The organism is Thermocrispum municipale DSM 44069, assembly GCF_000427825.1.
GTDB lineage: Bacteria > Actinomycetota > Actinomycetes > Mycobacteriales > Pseudonocardiaceae > Thermocrispum > Thermocrispum municipale.
Genome location: NZ_ATYT01000003.1, coordinates 382000 through 398404, shown reverse-complemented (window position 1 = coordinate 398404; position 16405 = coordinate 382000). Strand labels below are relative to the sequence as shown.

The window sequence follows — 16405 nt, the reverse complement described above, 5'->3', positions numbered from 1 at the left end:
GTGGAGGCTGCTGCGGATCGTGCGGCTGGCTCATGTCGTCCCCTGTTCCTCGTGCAGTGCGGCGTAGATCTTCGCCGCCGTCGTCTTGCCGAAGCCCTTCACCTGGGCGATGTCCTCCACGGAAGCCTCTTTGAGTCGCTTGACCGACCCGAAATGCTTGATCAAGGCTTGTTTGCGTGCCTGCCCCAGCCCAGGCACCTTGTCCAGTTCCGATGCTCGCACGCGCCGGGCCCGCTTGTCCCGGTGGTAGGTGATGGCGAAGCGATGCGCCTCGTCCCGCACACGCTGCAGCAGGTACAGCGACTCGGACGAGCGCGGCAGGATCACCGGGTACGGCTCGGCGGGCTGCCACACCTCTTCCAGCCGCTTGGCCAGGCCGATCACCGCCACATCGGTGATGCCCATGTCGGAGAGCACCTCCGCGGCGGCCGTCGCCTGCGGACCCGCGCCGTCGACGACCAGCAGGTTCGGCGGGTAGGCGAACTTCTTCGGACGCCCGGTCTCCGGGTCGATGCCCGGGCGCTCACCCTCGGCCTGCTGCGTCTCGGACTTGTAGCGGGCGAAGCGGCGCCGCACCACTTCGGCGATCGCGGCGACGTCGCCCTTGTCCGCCGCATCGCGAATGGCGAAGCGGCGGTACTCGGACTTGCGCGGCAGCGCGTCCTCGAACACCACCAGCGAAGCCACCACGTCCGCACCCTGGATGTGGCTGACGTCCACGCACTCGATCCGCAGCGGCGCGGTGTCCAGCCCCAACGCCTCCTGCAGCTCGTTCAACGCGGCCGAGCGCGCCGTCAGGTCACCGGCGCGACGCATCTTGTGCTGGGTCAGCGCTTCCTTGGCGTTGCGCTCCACCGTCTCGGCCAGCGCCCGCTTGTCACCGCGCTGCGGCACGCGGATGTGCACCTTGGACCCACGCAGCGACGACAGCCACTCCGTGATCGCGTCCACGTCCTCCGGCAGCGCGGGCACCAGAACCTGCTTCGGCACCGGTGAGCCCTCGCCCGCCGTGCGCTCGGCGACGTCGACCTCCTCGCCGTAGAACTGCGCGAGGAACTGGCCGGTCAACCGTGCTTGCACCTGTTCGGAGTCGCCGGGGATCTCGTCGATGTCGACCACCCAGCCACGCTGACCGCGCACCCGTCCGCCGCGCACGTGGAAGACCTGCACCGCGGCCTCCAGGTCGTCATAGGCGAAGGCCACCACGTCGGCGTCCGTGCCGTCGCCGAACACCACCGCCTGCTTCTCGTTCGCCCGCCGCAGCGCGCCCAGGTCGTCGCGCAACCGGGCGGCCCGCTCGAACTCCAGCTGCTCGGCGGCCTCGTTCATCTCCCGCTCCAGCCGCTTCTGCATCGCGTCCGTGCGGCCGGCGAGGAACTCGCACAGGTCGTCCACGATCTGCCGGTGCTCCTCGGCGGAAACCCTGCCGACGCAGGGGGCGGAGCACTTGTCGATGTAGCCGAGCAGGCACGGCCTGCCGATCTGCTGGTGCCGCTTGAACACCCCGTTGGAGCACGTACGCGCCGGGAACACCCGCAGCAGCAGGTCCAACGTCTCGCGGATCGCCCAGGCATGGGCGTACGGCCCGAAGTAGCGCACCCCTTTGCGCCGCGGGCCGCGATAGACGTGCGGCCGCGGGTACTCCTCGTTCAACGTCACCGCCAGCACCGGATACGACTTGTCGTCGCGGTAACGGACGTTGAACCGCGGGTCGAACTCCTTGATCCAGTTGTATTCCAGCTGCAGCGCCTCGACCTCGGTGGAGACCACGGTCCACTCGACGCCTGCCGCGCTGGTCACCATCTGCCGGGTGCGCGGGTGCAGCTGGGCCGGGTCGGCGAAGTAGGAACTCAACCTACTGCGCAGGCTCTTGGCCTTGCCGACGTAGATGACCCGGTTGCCTGCGTCCCGGAACTTGTACACGCCAGGTGCGTCGGGGATCGTGCCCGGGGACGGGCGGTAGTCGACTCGGGGCACGCCCCCAGCCTACGACCGGTGTCCGACATCGATCGAGCTACCGCCCACCGGCGGCGGGACTGCCCGTGACTGATCATCCGTGGCATGCTGCCAACCGTGCAGACTTCCGAACTCCTACCCGCGCTGCGTGAGGCGGGCGAGCGCATGGCCGAGGCTTCCGGGAAGGCTGGACTGTCCGCCGACGTGCCCAGCTGTCCCGGCTGGACGGTCCGCGACTTGCTGTTCCACACCGGGACCGTGCACCGGTGGGCGACCCTGATCGTCGGTGAAGCCAGCGACAAGTACCGTCCGGTCCGCGGCGGCGACCCGATCAAGGACGCCGAGTTCCGCCCGCCGGACGACGAGTTGCTGAGCTGGTTCTCCGAAGGCCATGCGGAGCTCGTCCGCACGCTCGAGGCCGCTCCGGAAGACCTGGAATGCTGGCACTTCCTGCCCGCTGAGTCGCCGTTGCTGTTCTGGGTGCGCAGGCAGACTCACGAGACGACCGTGCACCGGGTGGACGCCGAGCAGGCCGCGGGCGCGCTGACCCCGGTGAAGCCGGACGTCGCGGTGGACGGCATCGACGAGCTGCTGACCGCGTTCCTGCCGCGCAGGCGGCACAAGCTGCGCAGCGAGGAGCCCAAGACCATGGTCGTGCAGGCCACCGACCGGCCCGCCGCGTGGCGCATGACGATCAGCTCCGATCCGGTCGTCACCGAGCGGGTGAGCGACGCGGGTGACGCGGACGCGACCGTGCGCGGCCCGGCGACCCAGCTGTACCTGGCGCTGTGGAACCGGATCACGTTCGGCGACCTCAACGCCAGCGGGGACGCCGAGTTGCTGAACAGCTGGGCGCAGACCGTGCGGATCAACTGGAGCTAGCGCACGCGTGCGGATCGCCACCTGGAACGTCAACTCCGTCGTCGCCCGGACCCCGCGGCTGCTCGACTGGCTGGGCGTCGCCGAACCCGACGTGCTGTGCCTGCAGGAACTGAAGTGCTCCGATGCGGCGTTTCCGCACGACGAAGTCGGCGAACTCGGCTACCAGGCAGCCACCTATTGCGCGGGCCGCTGGAACGGCGTGGCCATCCTCTCGCGGGTCGGCCTGGCCGATGTCACGCGCGGTCTGGTCGGAGAGCCGGACTTCGTCGACGAAGGCGCGCTGTTCGGGGCGCCGCAGCGCCGTGCCATCGGTGCCACCTGCGGCGGCGTCCGGGTGTGGTCGCTGTACGTGCCGAACGGCCGGGCACCCGACCACCCCCATTTCGATTACAAGCTCGAGTGGCTGGCGGCCGTGCAGCGCACGGTCGCGGCCGAACTGACCGATGAACCGTTCGCGCTGCTCGGTGACTTCAACGTGGCGCCGACCGACGAGGACGTCTACGACATCGCCGACTTCGCCGAGTCCACACACGTCACCGAACCGGAACGCCGGGCCCTCGCTGACTTGCGCTCGTCCGGACTGGCCGAGGTGATGCCGCGCGCATTGAAGGGCGACCGGCCGTACACCTACTGGGACTACCGCCAGCTGGCGTTTCCCAAGAACAACGGAATGCGCATCGACCTCGTCTACGGCAACGAGGCGTTCACCGCAGCCGTGCGCGACGCCTACGTCGACCGCAACGCCCGCAAGGACAGCACCACGGGTCCGCCGTCCGACCACGCTCCCGTCGTGGTCGACCTCGCCTTCGGCGAGTGAGCCCTACTTGTCGGCATGCGCCGCCCGGTGCAGCTTGCGCAGGGCTCGGACCGCCTGCACCGCGTACTCCCGGTCAACGGCTTGGATCGCCATCATCGCGTAGTACTCGTCGTAGGGCAGCTCCAGCCGCGCGAACGACGCACCGTCCGGGAAGCTGATCGCCAGCACGTCCGACCAGGCGTAATAGCGCTTGACCAGCACGTTACGCACTTCGACGCCGTCGGCGTCGGCCACCACGCGCGGGGTCGCCCACAGCATGATGCCCGCGGCGATCAGGATCCCGAGCACGATCATCGCGACCTGGTCGGAGGTGCGGAACACCACGCCGGTGTTCGACTCGCGCAAGAACACCGCGACCACGCTGAACACCGCGATGACCACGACGGCGCACGAGCCCGCCATCCAGATCAACCGACGCGGCCGGTACACCACCCGCGTCTCGCTCTGCCGTCCTACCTTCCGCTTGTCGGCCACTGCACTCACGCGAACCCTCGCTCGGTCCACGGCTGCCGCACGGCGCGCAGCTGGTGCGCGGTGTCCAGCGCGGCGACCGTCGCTTCGTAGCCCTTGTCCTCAGCCGAATCCGGCAAACCCGCTCTGTCCAACGCCTGCTCCTCGGTGTCGCAGGTCAGCACGCCGTTGCCCACCGGGGTCGACTCGTCCAACGCCACCCGCGTCAATCCGGCGGTCACCGCGTCACAGACGTACTCGAAATGCGGCGTCCCGCCGCGGATGACCACGCCGAGCGCGACGACCGCGTCGTGATCGCGCGCCAGCGCCTGGGCCATCACCGGAAGTTCGATCGCGCCCGCGACGCGCACCAGCGTCGGCTTCTCCTCCAAGCCCGCGTCCTCCGCGGCGGCCAGCGCGCGTTCCACCAGGCTGTCGGTGATCTTCTTGTGCCACTTGGTGGCCACCACGGCCAGCTTGAGGTTCTGGCAGCCGTCCAACTCCGGGCGCAGATCAGGGCGCCCTTCGCCGCTCATGCCCGCACGCCTCCGTCCTGAGAACCGTCCGGCTCGTCCACACCAAGGTCCAGCCACCGGGGGTCCACGCCGTCCAGCTCGTCCAGCTCGGCCAGGTCGTGGCCCATCCGGTCACGCTTGGTCTTCAAGTAACGCAAGTTCTCCGGGTTGACCGACACCGGCAGCGGCACCCGGCCGGTGATACGCAGCCCGTAGCCCTCCAGGCCGACCCGCTTCGCCGGGTTGTTCGTCAGCAACCGCATCGACTTGATGCCCAGATCGACCAGGATCTGCGCGCCGGTGCCGTAGTCCCGCGCGTCGGCGGGCACGCCCAGCTGGAGATTGGCGTCCACGGTGTCGGCGCCGAGGTCCTGCAGCTGGTAGGCCTGCAGCTTGTGCAGCAACCCGATGCCCCTGCCTTCGTGACCGCGAATGTAGAGCACCACTCCCCTGCCCTCGTCGGCCACCGCCCGCAACGCGGCGTTCAGCTGCGGGCCGCAGTCGCAGCGCAGCGAGCCGAAGACATCACCGGTCAGGCACTCGGAGTGCACCCGCACCAGGACGTCCTCGCCGTCACCGATGTCGCCGTAGACGAACGCGACGTGCTCGTTGCCGTCCAGCAGGCTCTCGTATCCGATGGCGCGGAACGTGCCGTGGCGCAGCGGGATGCGCGCCTCTGCCGCCTTCACCACCTGCTTCTCGGTCCGCCGCCGGTAGGCGATCAGGTCCGCGATGGTGATCAGCGTCAACCCGTGGTCCTCGGCGAAGACGCGCAGCTCGTCGTAGCGCGCCATGTCGCCCTCGTCCTTCTGCGAGACGATCTCGCACAGCACGCCCGCCGGCCGCAGCCCGGCCATCCTGGCCAGGTCGACCGCCGCCTCGGTGTGCCCTGGGCGGCGCAGCACGCCACCTTCCCTGGCGCGCAGCGGCACCACGTGGCCGGGGCGGTTGAAGTCGTCCGCGGTGGCGTTCGGGTCGGCCAGCAGCCGGATGGTGTGCGCGCGGTCGGCGGCGGAGATGCCCGTGGTCACGCCTTCCCGCGCATCCACGGTCACGGTGTAAGCGGTGCCGCGAGCGTCCTGGTTGGTGTAGAACATCGGCGGCAGATTGAGCCGATCGGCGTCCGACTCGGTCAACGGCACGCAGATGTAGCCGGAGGTGTAGCGGACCATGAAGGCCAGCAGCTCGGGCGTGGCCTTCTCGGCCGCGAAGATCAGGTCGCCTTCGTTCTCCCGGTCCTCGTCGTCGACGACGATGACGGCCTTGCCGTCGGCGATGTCGGCGATCGCCTGCTCGATGGCCGCGAAGCGTTCCGTCCCCGGTATCCCCGCGGCCTGCCCGTTGACCTCAGCACCCCGTGCGCCGGTCACTGCACATCACCCGTTCGTCCGATCAGCCTCTCGACGTACTTCGCCAGCACGTCGACCTCGATGTTCACCGGGTCGCCGGGAACCAGACCGCCGAGGATGGTCATCTCCAAGGTGGTCGGGATCAGCGCCACGCTGAACTCGGCCTGCTCACCGTCGCCGGGATCGGTCACCGACGCCACGGTGAGCGACACCCCGTCGACGGCGATGGAGCCTTTCTCCACCACATACCGCGCCAGTCGCGCAGGCAAGGTGAATCGGGTCACCCCCACCTCGTCCCGGTCGACGAACGTGCCGGTGCCGTCCACGTGACCCTGCACGATGTGGCCGCCCAGCCGGTCACCGACCGCGGCCGCTCGTTCCAGGTTCACCCGGTGCCCGACCCGGGCTTTCGCCAGGCTGGTGCGCGCGAGCGTTTCGTGCACCACGTCCACGGTGAACGACGTCCCGGCGACGTCGACCACCGTCAGGCACACGCCGTTGACCGCGATCGAATCGCCGTGCTCGGCGTCGGTGGTCACCTCCGGACCGGAGATGGTCAGTCGCGCGGCATTGGGCACCTCGTCGATGCCGACGACCTCGCCGACTTCCTCGACCAGTCCGGTAAACACGGCATCTCCCTTCCCCGGCCCGCGCGCGGGCTCGTCAGACTTCCGCTGCCTTGCGACGCAGCGCGGCGATGGCTTTGCCGGGGTCGTCGGCGTTGTACACCGCCGTGCCCGCCACGAAGCAGTCCACCCCCGCCTCGGCCGCCTGCTCGATCGTGTCGGCGTTGATGCCGCCGTCGATCTCCACCAGCAACTTCAAGTGGCCGGTGTCGACCAGGTTGCGCGCCCTGCGCACCTTTTCCAGCACGTGCGGGATGAACGACTGACCACCGAAACCGGGCTCGACCGACATGACGAGCAGCGTGTCGTAGTGCTTGAGCACGTCGACGAAGTCGTCCAGCGCGGTCTGCGGCTTGATGGACAGGCCCGCTTTGGCCCCGGCCGCCCGCAAGTTCTTGGCCAGCATCACCGGGTCGGTGGCGGCCTCGGCGTGCACCGTGACGTTGTACGCGCCGGCTTCGGCGTACGCGGGCGCCCATCGGTCCGGGTCCTCGATCATCAGATGGCAGTCGATCGGCACCTCGCTGACGCCGATCAGCGACTCCACCACCGGAAGGCCCAGCGTCAGGTTGGGCACGAAGTGACCGTCCATGACGTCCACGTGCACCCAGTCCGCGCGCTGATCTCCCTCGCCGGAAACCGCACGAATCTCGTCCCCGAGGCGCGAGAAGTCGGCGGACAAGATGCTGGGTGCGATCATCGGACGGTTACTCACGTGAGGAATTCTAGTTACCCCTGAGTCACCTGCGGTCCTGCGCATCGCGCCCGTCACGCCTTCGTCACCCCTGCTCTCCTCGCGTTTTGCGTAGCAGCGCACAGAACATCGCGTCGGTGCCATGCCGGTGCGGCCACAGTTGCACGTACGGTCCGTCACCCAGTTGATCGACCCCGGCGAATTGTTCGCGGGTGTCGAGGACCTCGGCGCCGGTCGTGCGCACGACGTCACCGACCACGCCTTCGGTCTCCGCCAGGTGTGGCGAGCACACCACGTACGCCACGACACCGCCAGGTCGTGCCAGATCCATCGCGGCGGTGAGCAGCTCGGTCTGCAGCGCCACCAGGTCCGACACGTCGTTCGGTTGACGCCGCCAGCGCGCCTCCGGTCTCCTGCGCAGCGCGCCCAGCCCGGTGCACGGTGCGTCGACCAGCACCCGGTCGTAACCCGGTTCCAGCCCGCTGTCCCTGCCGTCGGCGACGTGCACGGTGACCGGAAGCCCTTCGGTGGCGGTCTCGATCAGCTTGGCGCGGTGTGGGGCTTTCTCCACCGCGTCGAGGGTGGCTCCCACGGTGTCGGCCAGCGCGCCGAGCAGCGCCGCCTTGCCGCCCGGCCCCGCACACAGGTCCAGCCACCTGGTGTCGGACCCTTCGATGGGCGCGGATGCCAGGGCGAGCGCACACAACTGGCTGCCCTCGTCCTGAACGGCTGCCAACCGCTCGCGTACCGGTTCGAGTTCGCCCGGGTCGCCTGCGCCGGCGGCCAGCCGCACGCCGTACGGCGAGTAAGGCGCCACGTCACCGCCGGAGACGGCGGCCAGCTCGTCCGCACTGATCTCCCCTGGTCGCGCCACCAGGTGCACGTCCGGCCGTTCGTCATCGGCCTCGAGCGCGGCGGCCAGTTCGGCTCCCTTGTCGCCCAGCGCCTCGGCGAAGGCGCGGGCGATCCAGCGGGGGTGCGCGGTCCGCAGCGCGTGGTGCCCGATCGGGTCGTCCTCGACCGAGGGCGCCAGCTGCTCGATCCAGGCGGCCTCGTCCTTGTCGGCAACCTTGCGCATCACGGCGTTGACGAACCCGGCGACGTAGGACCCGGCGGCTTCCCGCGCCAGGTCGACCGTCGACGTCACCGCCGCGTGTTCCGGGATGCGGGTGCGCAGCAACTGGTAGGTGCCGAGCCGGAGGGCGTCCAGCACCGGGCCGTCCACGCTGGACAGACCGCGGTCGACGCAGGCGTCGATGATCGCGTCCAGCAGACCGCGGGCCCGCGCGGCACCGTAGGCGAGCTCGGTGGCCAGGGCGGCGTCGCGGCCGGTGATCTTCCGCTCGCGCAGCAGCTGGGGCAGCACGAGGTTCGCGTAGGCGTCGCGCTCACGGACGGCGCGCAGCACGTCGAAGGCGGCCTGCCGTACCGGATCGACGTCGCTCAGCCTGCGTGGGCTCGGCCTGCGCGGAGCGGGCCTGCGCCGGTCCGGCCGGCCAGGGCGCTGCCTGCCTGCCCGGGGTTTGGGTCGGTCGGGCCTGCCTTGCTGGGCGCTCATGACAACCGCTCCCCTGCCTCGATGCGGGCGCCTCGTGCCCAGTCGGTGGCGCTCATGCGCTTGCGTCCCTGCGCCTGCACCTCACCCAAGCTCAGCGCGGCGGTGGCGGTGCCGACCAGCACGCGTTTGCGCTCGACCCGCAACTCCCCCGGCGGCAGCGCGGGGTCCGGCTGGTCGACGATCTGCACCGGCGCGATCTTGAGGCGCTCGCCCCGGAACTCGGCCCAGGCACCAGGGTCGGGCGTCATCGCCCGGATCATCCGCTCCACGGCCACGGCGGGTGCGGTGAAGTCGATCTTGGCGTCCTCGACGGTGACCTTGGGTGCGTAGCTCACGCCGTCGGCCGGCTGCGGCTCGGCCCGCAACACACCCGCCTCGATACCGTCCAGCGTCCTGAGCAGCAGTTCGGCGCCCGAGACGGACAGCCGGTCCAGCAGCGACCCCGCGGTGTCGTCGGGGCGGATGGTCTCGGTCATCACGCCGTAGACCGGTCCCGCGTCCAATTCGCGCACGATCTGGAAGACCGAGGCGCCGGTGATCTCGTCGCCTGCCCGGATGGCGGCCTGCACGGGAGCCGCGCCGCGCCATGCGGGCAGCAGCGAGAAGTGCAGGTTGACCCAGCCGTGCCGCGGGATGTCCAGTGCTTTCTGGCCGAGCAGACCACCGTAGGCGACGACCGGGCAGATGTCCGGGGCCAACTCGCGCAAGCGGTCGAGGAACTCGGGGTCGCTGGGACGTTCCGGAGTGAGCACCTCGATGCCGTGCTCGTCGGCCAGGCTGCCGACCGGCGACCGCTTCACCTTGCGCCCACGGCCCGCCCGCGCGTCCGGGCGCGCAAGCACCGCGACCACGTCGTGACGGGGCGAGTCGATCAGCAGCTTCAGGGAGGGAACCGCGACCTCGGGAGTACCGGCGAACACCACACGCATAGTGCGCCGAAGTCTACGGGCGAGGGCCGGGGTGACGTGCACCGCAGCCCGGTCAGATCACCTCGAGCGGGTCGAGTTGTACCCGGATCGAGTCCGGTTCTTTGCGTGCCGTGCGCTGAGCTTGCACCCGCGCCAGCGCGGCTGCCAGCGCCTTGCCGTCGCCGCGTGGAACCCGGATCAGGGCCCGCTCGTGCTCTTCGTCTCCGGTGGCTCGCGGCACGTGCACCGGTACCGGTCCGAGCACTTCGGCCGACGCGGGCAGGTCGATCTCGGCCACGGTCTTCGCCACCGCGTGCGCCACTCCTTGCACCGACGCCATCCGGCGCGCGGGCGGGAAGCCGAGCTCTTCACGTTCGGCGAGCTCGCGCTGCGCGTGGCCGGCCGGATCCCACCGGATGAGCGCCTGAACCGTGCGCAACGCAGTGTCGGCGCCGACGACGACTCGGCCGCCTTGATCCGCGGGTCGCACCATGGCAGCGGCCGTCATCCACCTCCGCAGGGTCTCCTCGGCCGCCCGCAGATCCGGCCGCCCGAGCAGGGCCCATCCGTCGAGCAACAAGGCCGCGCCGTAGCCGCCTTCGACCACGGGTTCTGCGCCCGGTGTTGCCACCACGAGCTGCGGACCGGACGGCACGGTGGCCAGCACCTCGTCGCCGCCGGAGGTGCGAACCGTCGTGCCGGGGAATGCTCGGCCCAGTTCTTCGGCGGTCCGCCCGGCTCCGACGACCTGGGCGCGTAAACGCGCGGATCCACAGGCCGCGCAGCGGAACGTCGGTTCGACCGCGCCGCACCAGCGGCACGCCGGTGGTCGAGCCTCGTGCGAACCTTTGGCCGGCAGACCGAGCGGCCCCGCGCACCGCCGGCAGCGGGCGGGCGTGCGGCATTGCGCGCAGGCCAGCGCGGGCACGTACCCCCGCCGGGGAACCTGCACCAGCACCGGAGCTTCGGCGTCCAGCGCGGCACGGGCGGCTTCGAAGGCCACGGCAGGCAGGCGTGCGGTGTTCGCCGCCGGGTCCCTGGCCTGTTCGAAGTCGTCCCCGGTACCCGACACGCGCGGTGCATGTTCACGGACGACCGAACGTCGCGCGATCACCTCGTGCGCCCAACCACTTTCCACGAGCAGCTGCGCCTCCGCGGTCCGGGCGAACCCGCCTGCCACGAAGCTCGCGCCGTCTTGGTGTGCTCTCAGCACGAGGACATCGCGGACGTGTGGATACGGCGCGCGTGGCTCGGCGTGCAGGTCGTCGCCGTCGTCCCACACGACGAACAAGCCCGGCCGGTGCACCGGCGCGAACATCGCCGCCCGGGTTCCGACCACGACGTGGGCGGCCCCCCGGCGCACGCGGAGCCACCGCCGGTAGCGCCGAGCCGGCCCCAGGTCCGCCGAGAGCGCCACCACCGCGTCGTCCGACATCAAGGCGACGCAGGCGGCGTGCACGCGGGCAACGTCCCGATGGTCCGGCACCACGATCACTGCGGACCGCCCCGCGGCGGCAACCGTGGCGGCCAGCTCGGCCAGCCTGCGCGGCCAGTCCTCGTTGGGCAGCGCCTGCCACACGGCCTTGGCCTGTACGCCGGAGGACAGCGCCTTCACCAAGGCCGCGCCGCGCTCGTAGCGCTGCCATTGCGTAGGGACACCCGGGGCTTGCGGCCGCGCAGCCGGCTCGGACGCCTCGGCCTCGACTCGGGCGTGGCGCGGCGGCACGGCCAAGCGCAGGACGTCGGCGACCGTTCCGGCGTAGCGGTCGGCCACCGCTCGCGCCACCGCAGCCAGTTCGGGCGACAGCACAGGCTCCGGAGAGATCACCCGCTCGAGATAGGCCAGCCGTCCAACGTGCTCGGTGGTGTCGACCCGATCGAGCAGGTAGCCCTGCACCAGCTGTCCGGCGAACCGCACCTTCACCCGGCAGCCCGGCACCGCATCGGCCGCGTGTGCCGCCTGCACCCGGTAGTCGAACGGACGGTCGAGGTGCGGCAGCGGAACGTCGACCAGCACCCGGGCGATGGGGCGCTGCTCGGCCGGACGACGCTCGTTCACTCCGATCACGGTAATCGCTGGGGAGATCACGAGCGCCCCACACCCGGTTACGCCGCGACCGGCTGCTCCCAGTCGATCCGGTGGTCGTACAGCCAGTTCTGTCTCGCCGCCGCCCTGGCCGCGAACTTCATCACCAGCGGGAGCACCATCCGGCCGATCCGTCCGACCGCCTTGCCGTCGCCGTTGCGCTTGCCCATCGCGACGATCCGCTCGACCCGCTTGCGTCGCAGGCCTTCGTAGGCGGCGAACGCTCGCGCCACATCCGGCACGTCACGCAGGCACTTCGCCAGCGTCACAGCGTCTTCCAGCGCCATCGAGGCACCCTGCCCGGACGCCGGGGACGTGGCATGCGCCGCATCCCCGATGATGATCATCCCGTCGCGGTGCCAGGTGGGCACGCGCGGGAAGTCGTAGGTGTTCCAGCCCGCAAAGATGTGGTCGGTGGCGTCGATGACGGGCAGCGCGGGCAGGTTGTCGTCGGCGAACAGCTCGTGCAGCTTGGCTCGCCACTGCTCCGGCGTGATGGCGGCGACCTCCTGCTGCGACAGCTCCCGCTTCTGCGGCGGGTTGGCGAACCACCACACCTCGCCGTCCGGTCGCTTCACGTAGCTGAAGAAGCACCGCCTGCCGAAGAACATGTGCATGACGCCCGGCTCCCCCGGCACGTCGACGTCCCGGGCGTAGCCGCCCGCGTTCAGCAGCGGCACGTAACGTGGCGCCGGCGCGGCCGGGTCGATGATCCTCCTGGTGGCCGACCGGAGTCCGTCCGCGCCGACCAGCGCGTCACCCTCCGCCGTGGTGCCGTCGGCGAATCGCGCCAGTACTCGGCCGTCGGATCGCTGAGCTCCGACGAGTCGTTTGCCGTACTCGATCCGGATGCCGCGGCGGACGGCCTCGTCCCGCAGCACCGTGTACAGGTCCGCGCGGGTGATCGTCTGGTTCTGCGCACCGTCCGGCAGTGGGCTGCCGAACCGGAACTCGGCCAGCCGTTTGCCGTCCATCTCCATGACCATCGTCGGAGTGTCGAAGCCGCGCTCGCGTACTTGCTCGGACAGCCCGAGGGTGCGCAGCACGTCCATGCCGTTGACCGCCAGCGTCAAGAACGCCCCGACGCCGTCGGCCGTGCGGTCGTAGGCCTCGTAGACGGTCGAGTCGATACCTGCCTGCTGCAGCGCCATCGCCGTGGCCGGGCCGGCGACACCGCCCCCGATGATCAGCACGTTCCTCGCCTTAGTCATAGTATGACTATACATGGAATGACTATTCCGTGTCATGTGCTTTAAGGTGACGACGTGGCCAACAACACGGACCGTCGTTCGCCGCTCGCGCTGGTGCTGCTGTCGCTGCTCGCCGAGGAACCGATGCACCCGTACCGGATGCGCGAGATGATCAAGGCGCGGGGAAAGGACAAGATCGCCAACGTCGCGGCGCGCAACAGCGTCTATCAGACGATCGACCGGTTGCAGCGCGCGTCGTTGATCACCGTGCGGGAGACCGCGCAGGACGAGCGTCGCCCGGAACGCACGGTTTACGAGCTCACCGACGCCGGGCGCGAGACGCTACGGCGCTGGACCCGCACCATGCTGTCGACGGTGGCCAGGGAGTTCCCCGAGTTCCCCGCAGCACTGGCGTCGTTGATGGTGCTGCCGCCCGAGGACGTGGTGGAGCAACTCACGACGCGCGCGGAGAAACTTCAGGCGGAGATCGACGAACGCAGCGCGGAGCTGGCGGCGGTGGGCGACCTGCCGCGACTGTTCACGCTCGACGACGACTACGTGCTCACCATGAAGCGCGCCGAACTGCGCTGGGTCGAGCAGGTCATCGCGCAGCTGCGGTCCGGAGAACTCACCTGGTCCGAGGAATGGATCAAGGAAGTGGCCGCCCGGATGGAAGGCAGCGCAGGCTGACAAGCCGGTGGGGGCGGCCCCGCTCGAGGACCGTCAGGTCCGGGATGCGGCAGGAGTGACCGCCGGGTTTCGGCTGCGGGGCAGCGGGAAGCGCCGACCCCGGCGACCGGCCGACGTGATGGCCAGGCCCGGCGGCCGACCTGTCAGGCCCCCGCGGCCGACTTGAGCGCCTCGGCCCGGTCCGTCCGCTCCCACGGCAGGTCCAGGTCGGTGCGCCCGAAGTGCCCGTACGCCGCGGTCGGCGCGTACATCGGCCGCAGCAGGTTCAGGTCCCGGATGATGGCGCCCGGCCGCAGGTCGAACACCTCGGTGATGGCCTGCTGGATCTTCGCCGGGTCGACCGTCTCGGTGCCGAAGGTCTCCACGAACAGGCCGACCGGAGCCGCCTTGCCGATCGCGTAGGCGACCTGCACTTCGATACGGCCGGCCAGCCCGGCCGCCACGACGTTCTTGGCCACCCAGCGCATCGCGTAGGCCGCCGAGCGGTCCACCTTCGACGGGTCCTTGCCCGAGAACGCGCCGCCACCGTGCCGGGCCATGCCGCCGTAGGTGTCCACGATGATCTTGCGACCGGTCAGGCCGGCATCACCCATCGGGCCGCCGATGACGAACCGGCCGGTCGGGTTGACCAGCAGACGGAAGTCCGTCGTGTCGATCGGCAGGTCCACCACCTCGGGCATGATCACGTGCTCGCGCACGTCCACGCCCAGCATCTTGTCCAAGTCGATGCCCTCGGCGTGCTGCGTGGAGACCACCACGGTGTCCAGCCGCACGGCCTGGTCACCCGCGTACTCGATGGTCACCTGCGTCTTGCCGTCCGGCCGCAGGTACGGCAGCACGCCGGTCTTGCGGACGGTGGCGAGCCGACGGGCCAGCCGGTGTGCCAGCGCGATCGGCAGCGGCATCAGCTCCGGCGTGTCGCTGCACGCGTAGCCGAACATCAAGCCCTGGTCGCCCGCGCCCTGCCGGTCCAGCTCGTCACCGCGGATCTCGGCGCCGACCCGGGCTTCGTAGGCCTCGTCGACACCCTGCGCGATGTCCGGGGACTGCGAGCCGATCGCGACGTTCACACCGCACGAGTTGCCGTCGAAGCCCTTCGCCGACGAGTCGTAGCCGATGTTGAGGATGGTGTCCCGCACGATCGTCGGGATGTCGGCGTAGGCCTCGGTGGTGACCTCGCCCGCGACATGCACCTGGCCGGTGGTGATCAGCGTCTCCACCGCCACCCGGGAGCGCGGGTCCTTGGCCAGCAGCGCGTCCAGGATCGCGTCACTGATGGCGTCACAGATCTTGTCCGGATGCCCTTCCGTCACCGATTCCGAGGTGAACAGCCTGTTCTGCGATCCGGTCACGACATTTAACCTTCCGTTGCGATCCGCCCGCTCCCTCTTCGCGCGCGGTTTCCAAGCCTACTGCCGCAGAAATACCCGGGTTCACCGGTCACTATCCCCTCAAGCGCGGCCGATGGCAGCCACCGCGTCCCACACTGCGGCCGCCAGTTGCGACTTCGAACCGAACGGGATAGGCGTTTCATTCCCGTCGGCCGCCAGCAACCAGCCCGCGTTGTGTTCGACCTCGAACGCCCGGCCGTCGCCGACCGCGTTGACCACCAGCAGGTCGCTGCCCTTGCGGCGCAGCTTGGCCCGCGCGTGCTCCAGCACGTCCGCGGTGTCGTCCCCGGTCTCGGCGGCGAAACCGACGATGATCTGCTCCGGCCGGCGCGTGCTGACCAGCTCGGCCAGCACGTCCGGATTGGTCTCCAGCTCGATCGGGGCGGGCCGGTCGCCGGTTTTCTTGATCTTGTGGTGGACGAACTCGGCCGGACGGAAATCCGCCACCGCGGCGGCCATGACGACCACGTCGGCTTCCTTGGCGGCGTCCAGCATCGCTTCGCGCATGTCGCGCGCCGTCGACACCGGGACCAGGTCGACACCTGCCGGCGTGGGCAACGTCACGGTGTGCCCGGCGACCAGCGTGACGTTCGCACCGCGCGCCGCCGCGACGCGCGCCAGCGCGTAACCCTGCTTGCCGGACGAGCGGTTGCCCAGATAGCGAACCGGGTCCAGTGGTTCACGGGTGCCGCCCGCGGAGACGACGACGGTCAGCCCCTCCAGGTCACGCTTGAGCGCGTCTCCGTCAGCCAGCAGCAGCCTGGCCAGGTCCACGATCTCGGCGGGATGCGCCAAGCGGCCCTTGCCGGTGTCGACACCGGTCAACCTGCCCGAGTCCGGATCCGGGACCACGACCCCGCGCCTGCGGAGCGTGGCGACGTTGTCCCGGGTCGCCGGATGCTCCCACATCTCGGTGTGCATCGCGGGGAAGAAGATCGTCGGGCAGCGCGCGGTCAGCAACGTGCCGGTCAGCAGGTCGTCCGCCACACCGTGCGCGGCCTTGGCGAGCAGGTCCGCGGTCGCCGGGGCGACCAGCACCAGATCGGCCTGCTGCCCGATGCGGACGTGTTCCACCGACGGGACATTGGAGAACACGTCGGTGGCTACCGGTTGGCCGGACAGGGCCTCCCACGTAGCGGCGCCGACGAACCGCAGCGCGGCCGCCGTGGGAACGACGCGTACTTGGTGGCCCGACTCGGTGAGCCCGCGCAGCACCTCACACACCTTGTAGGCAGCAATCCCGCCGCCCACGCCGAGTACCACACTCGGCTTACGGTCGGTCATCGCCGGACC

At 70.1% G+C, this 16405-nt stretch carries 15 protein-coding genes; 3 read left to right on the top strand and 12 right to left on the bottom strand.

Translation table 11 applies throughout. From position 1 onward, the window contains the following. Window positions 1-30 precede the first annotated feature (30 nt). Entirely contained in the window at window positions 31-1977 is a 1947-nt protein-coding gene (uvrC, locus tag YWM_RS0101840; protein WP_084612130.1) for an excinuclease ABC subunit UvrC, read from the bottom strand. Between the two features lie 84 nt (window positions 1978-2061). On the opposite strand from uvrC, the gene YWM_RS0101835 reads away from it, so the two are divergent. Together YWM_RS0101835 and YWM_RS0101830 are read left to right on the top strand one after the other, a co-directional pair. After that, window positions 2062-2838: a maleylpyruvate isomerase family mycothiol-dependent enzyme gene (locus YWM_RS0101835; protein ID WP_052344448.1), complete on the top strand. Its 777-nt coding sequence runs from the start codon at window positions 2062-2064 to the stop codon at window positions 2836-2838. A 7-nt stretch (window positions 2839-2845) separates the two neighbouring features. Further along, complete coding sequence (locus YWM_RS0101830) at window positions 2846-3655, top strand: exodeoxyribonuclease III (protein ID WP_028849272.1); 810 nt, start codon at window positions 2846-2848, stop codon at window positions 3653-3655. 3 nt (window positions 3656-3658) lie between these two features. On the opposite strand, the gene YWM_RS0101825 is transcribed toward YWM_RS0101830, so the two are convergent. The 9 genes from YWM_RS0101825 to YWM_RS0101785 form a co-directional block, all read right to left on the bottom strand. After that, window positions 3659-4129, bottom strand: coding sequence for a PH domain-containing protein (locus YWM_RS0101825; RefSeq protein ID WP_425426457.1), 471 nt, complete (start codon window positions 4127-4129; stop codon window positions 3659-3661). Between the two features lie 5 nt (window positions 4130-4134). Next, window positions 4135-4641: a 6,7-dimethyl-8-ribityllumazine synthase gene (gene ribH / locus YWM_RS0101820; protein ID WP_028849270.1), complete on the bottom strand. Its 507-nt coding sequence runs from the start codon at window positions 4639-4641 to the stop codon at window positions 4135-4137. Continuing rightward, complete coding sequence (locus tag YWM_RS21745) at window positions 4638-5945, bottom strand: bifunctional 3,4-dihydroxy-2-butanone-4-phosphate synthase/GTP cyclohydrolase II (RefSeq protein WP_043659374.1); 1308 nt, start codon at window positions 5943-5945, stop codon at window positions 4638-4640. Before YWM_RS21745 ends, ribH begins: the two co-directional genes overlap by 4 nt. A 41-nt stretch (window positions 5946-5986) precedes the next feature. Next, window positions 5987-6598, bottom strand: coding sequence for a riboflavin synthase (locus tag YWM_RS0101810; protein ID WP_028849269.1), 612 nt, complete (start codon window positions 6596-6598; stop codon window positions 5987-5989). A gap of 34 nt (window positions 6599-6632) precedes the next feature. Then, window positions 6633-7295 (bottom strand): ribulose-phosphate 3-epimerase, encoded by a 663-nt coding sequence (gene rpe / locus YWM_RS0101805; protein WP_028849268.1) that lies wholly within the window; start codon window positions 7293-7295, stop codon window positions 6633-6635. A 79-nt stretch (window positions 7296-7374) separates the two neighbouring features. Beyond that, window positions 7375-8847 carry an RsmB/NOP family class I SAM-dependent RNA methyltransferase gene (locus YWM_RS0101800; protein ID WP_084612128.1) on the bottom strand — a complete coding sequence of 491 codons (1473 nt, stop codon included), beginning with the start codon at window positions 8845-8847 and terminating at the stop codon, window positions 7375-7377. Beyond that, entirely contained in the window at window positions 8844-9776 is a 933-nt protein-coding gene (gene fmt, locus YWM_RS0101795) for a methionyl-tRNA formyltransferase (protein WP_028849266.1), read from the bottom strand. Before fmt ends, YWM_RS0101800 begins: the two co-directional genes overlap by 4 nt. Before the next feature lie 52 nt (window positions 9777-9828). Next, on the bottom strand, window positions 9829-11814 hold the full coding sequence (locus tag YWM_RS0101790; RefSeq protein WP_245565880.1) for a primosomal protein N': 1986 nt from the start codon (window positions 11812-11814) through the stop codon (window positions 9829-9831). Between the two features lie 47 nt (window positions 11815-11861). Further along, window positions 11862-13052, bottom strand: a complete 1191-nt coding sequence (locus YWM_RS0101785) for an FAD-dependent oxidoreductase (protein ID WP_028849264.1) — start codon at window positions 13050-13052, stop codon at window positions 11862-11864. 54 nt (window positions 13053-13106) lie between these two features. On the opposite strand from YWM_RS0101785, the gene YWM_RS0101780 reads away from it, so the two are divergent. Further along, window positions 13107-13721, top strand: a complete 615-nt coding sequence (locus YWM_RS0101780; protein WP_028849263.1) for a PadR family transcriptional regulator — start codon at window positions 13107-13109, stop codon at window positions 13719-13721. Between the two features lie 143 nt (window positions 13722-13864). Here YWM_RS0101780 and metK read toward each other — a convergent pair whose 3' ends face one another. Further along, the gene (gene metK, locus YWM_RS0101775) at window positions 13865-15073 is read right to left on the bottom strand and encodes a methionine adenosyltransferase (protein WP_028849262.1); all 1209 of its coding nucleotides are present in this window, start codon (window positions 15071-15073) and stop codon (window positions 13865-13867) included. A gap of 99 nt (window positions 15074-15172) precedes the next feature. Continuing rightward, window positions 15173-16396 (bottom strand): bifunctional phosphopantothenoylcysteine decarboxylase/phosphopantothenate--cysteine ligase CoaBC, encoded by a 1224-nt coding sequence (coaBC, locus tag YWM_RS0101770; protein ID WP_028849261.1) that lies wholly within the window; start codon window positions 16394-16396, stop codon window positions 15173-15175. Window positions 16397-16405 lie beyond the last annotated feature (9 nt).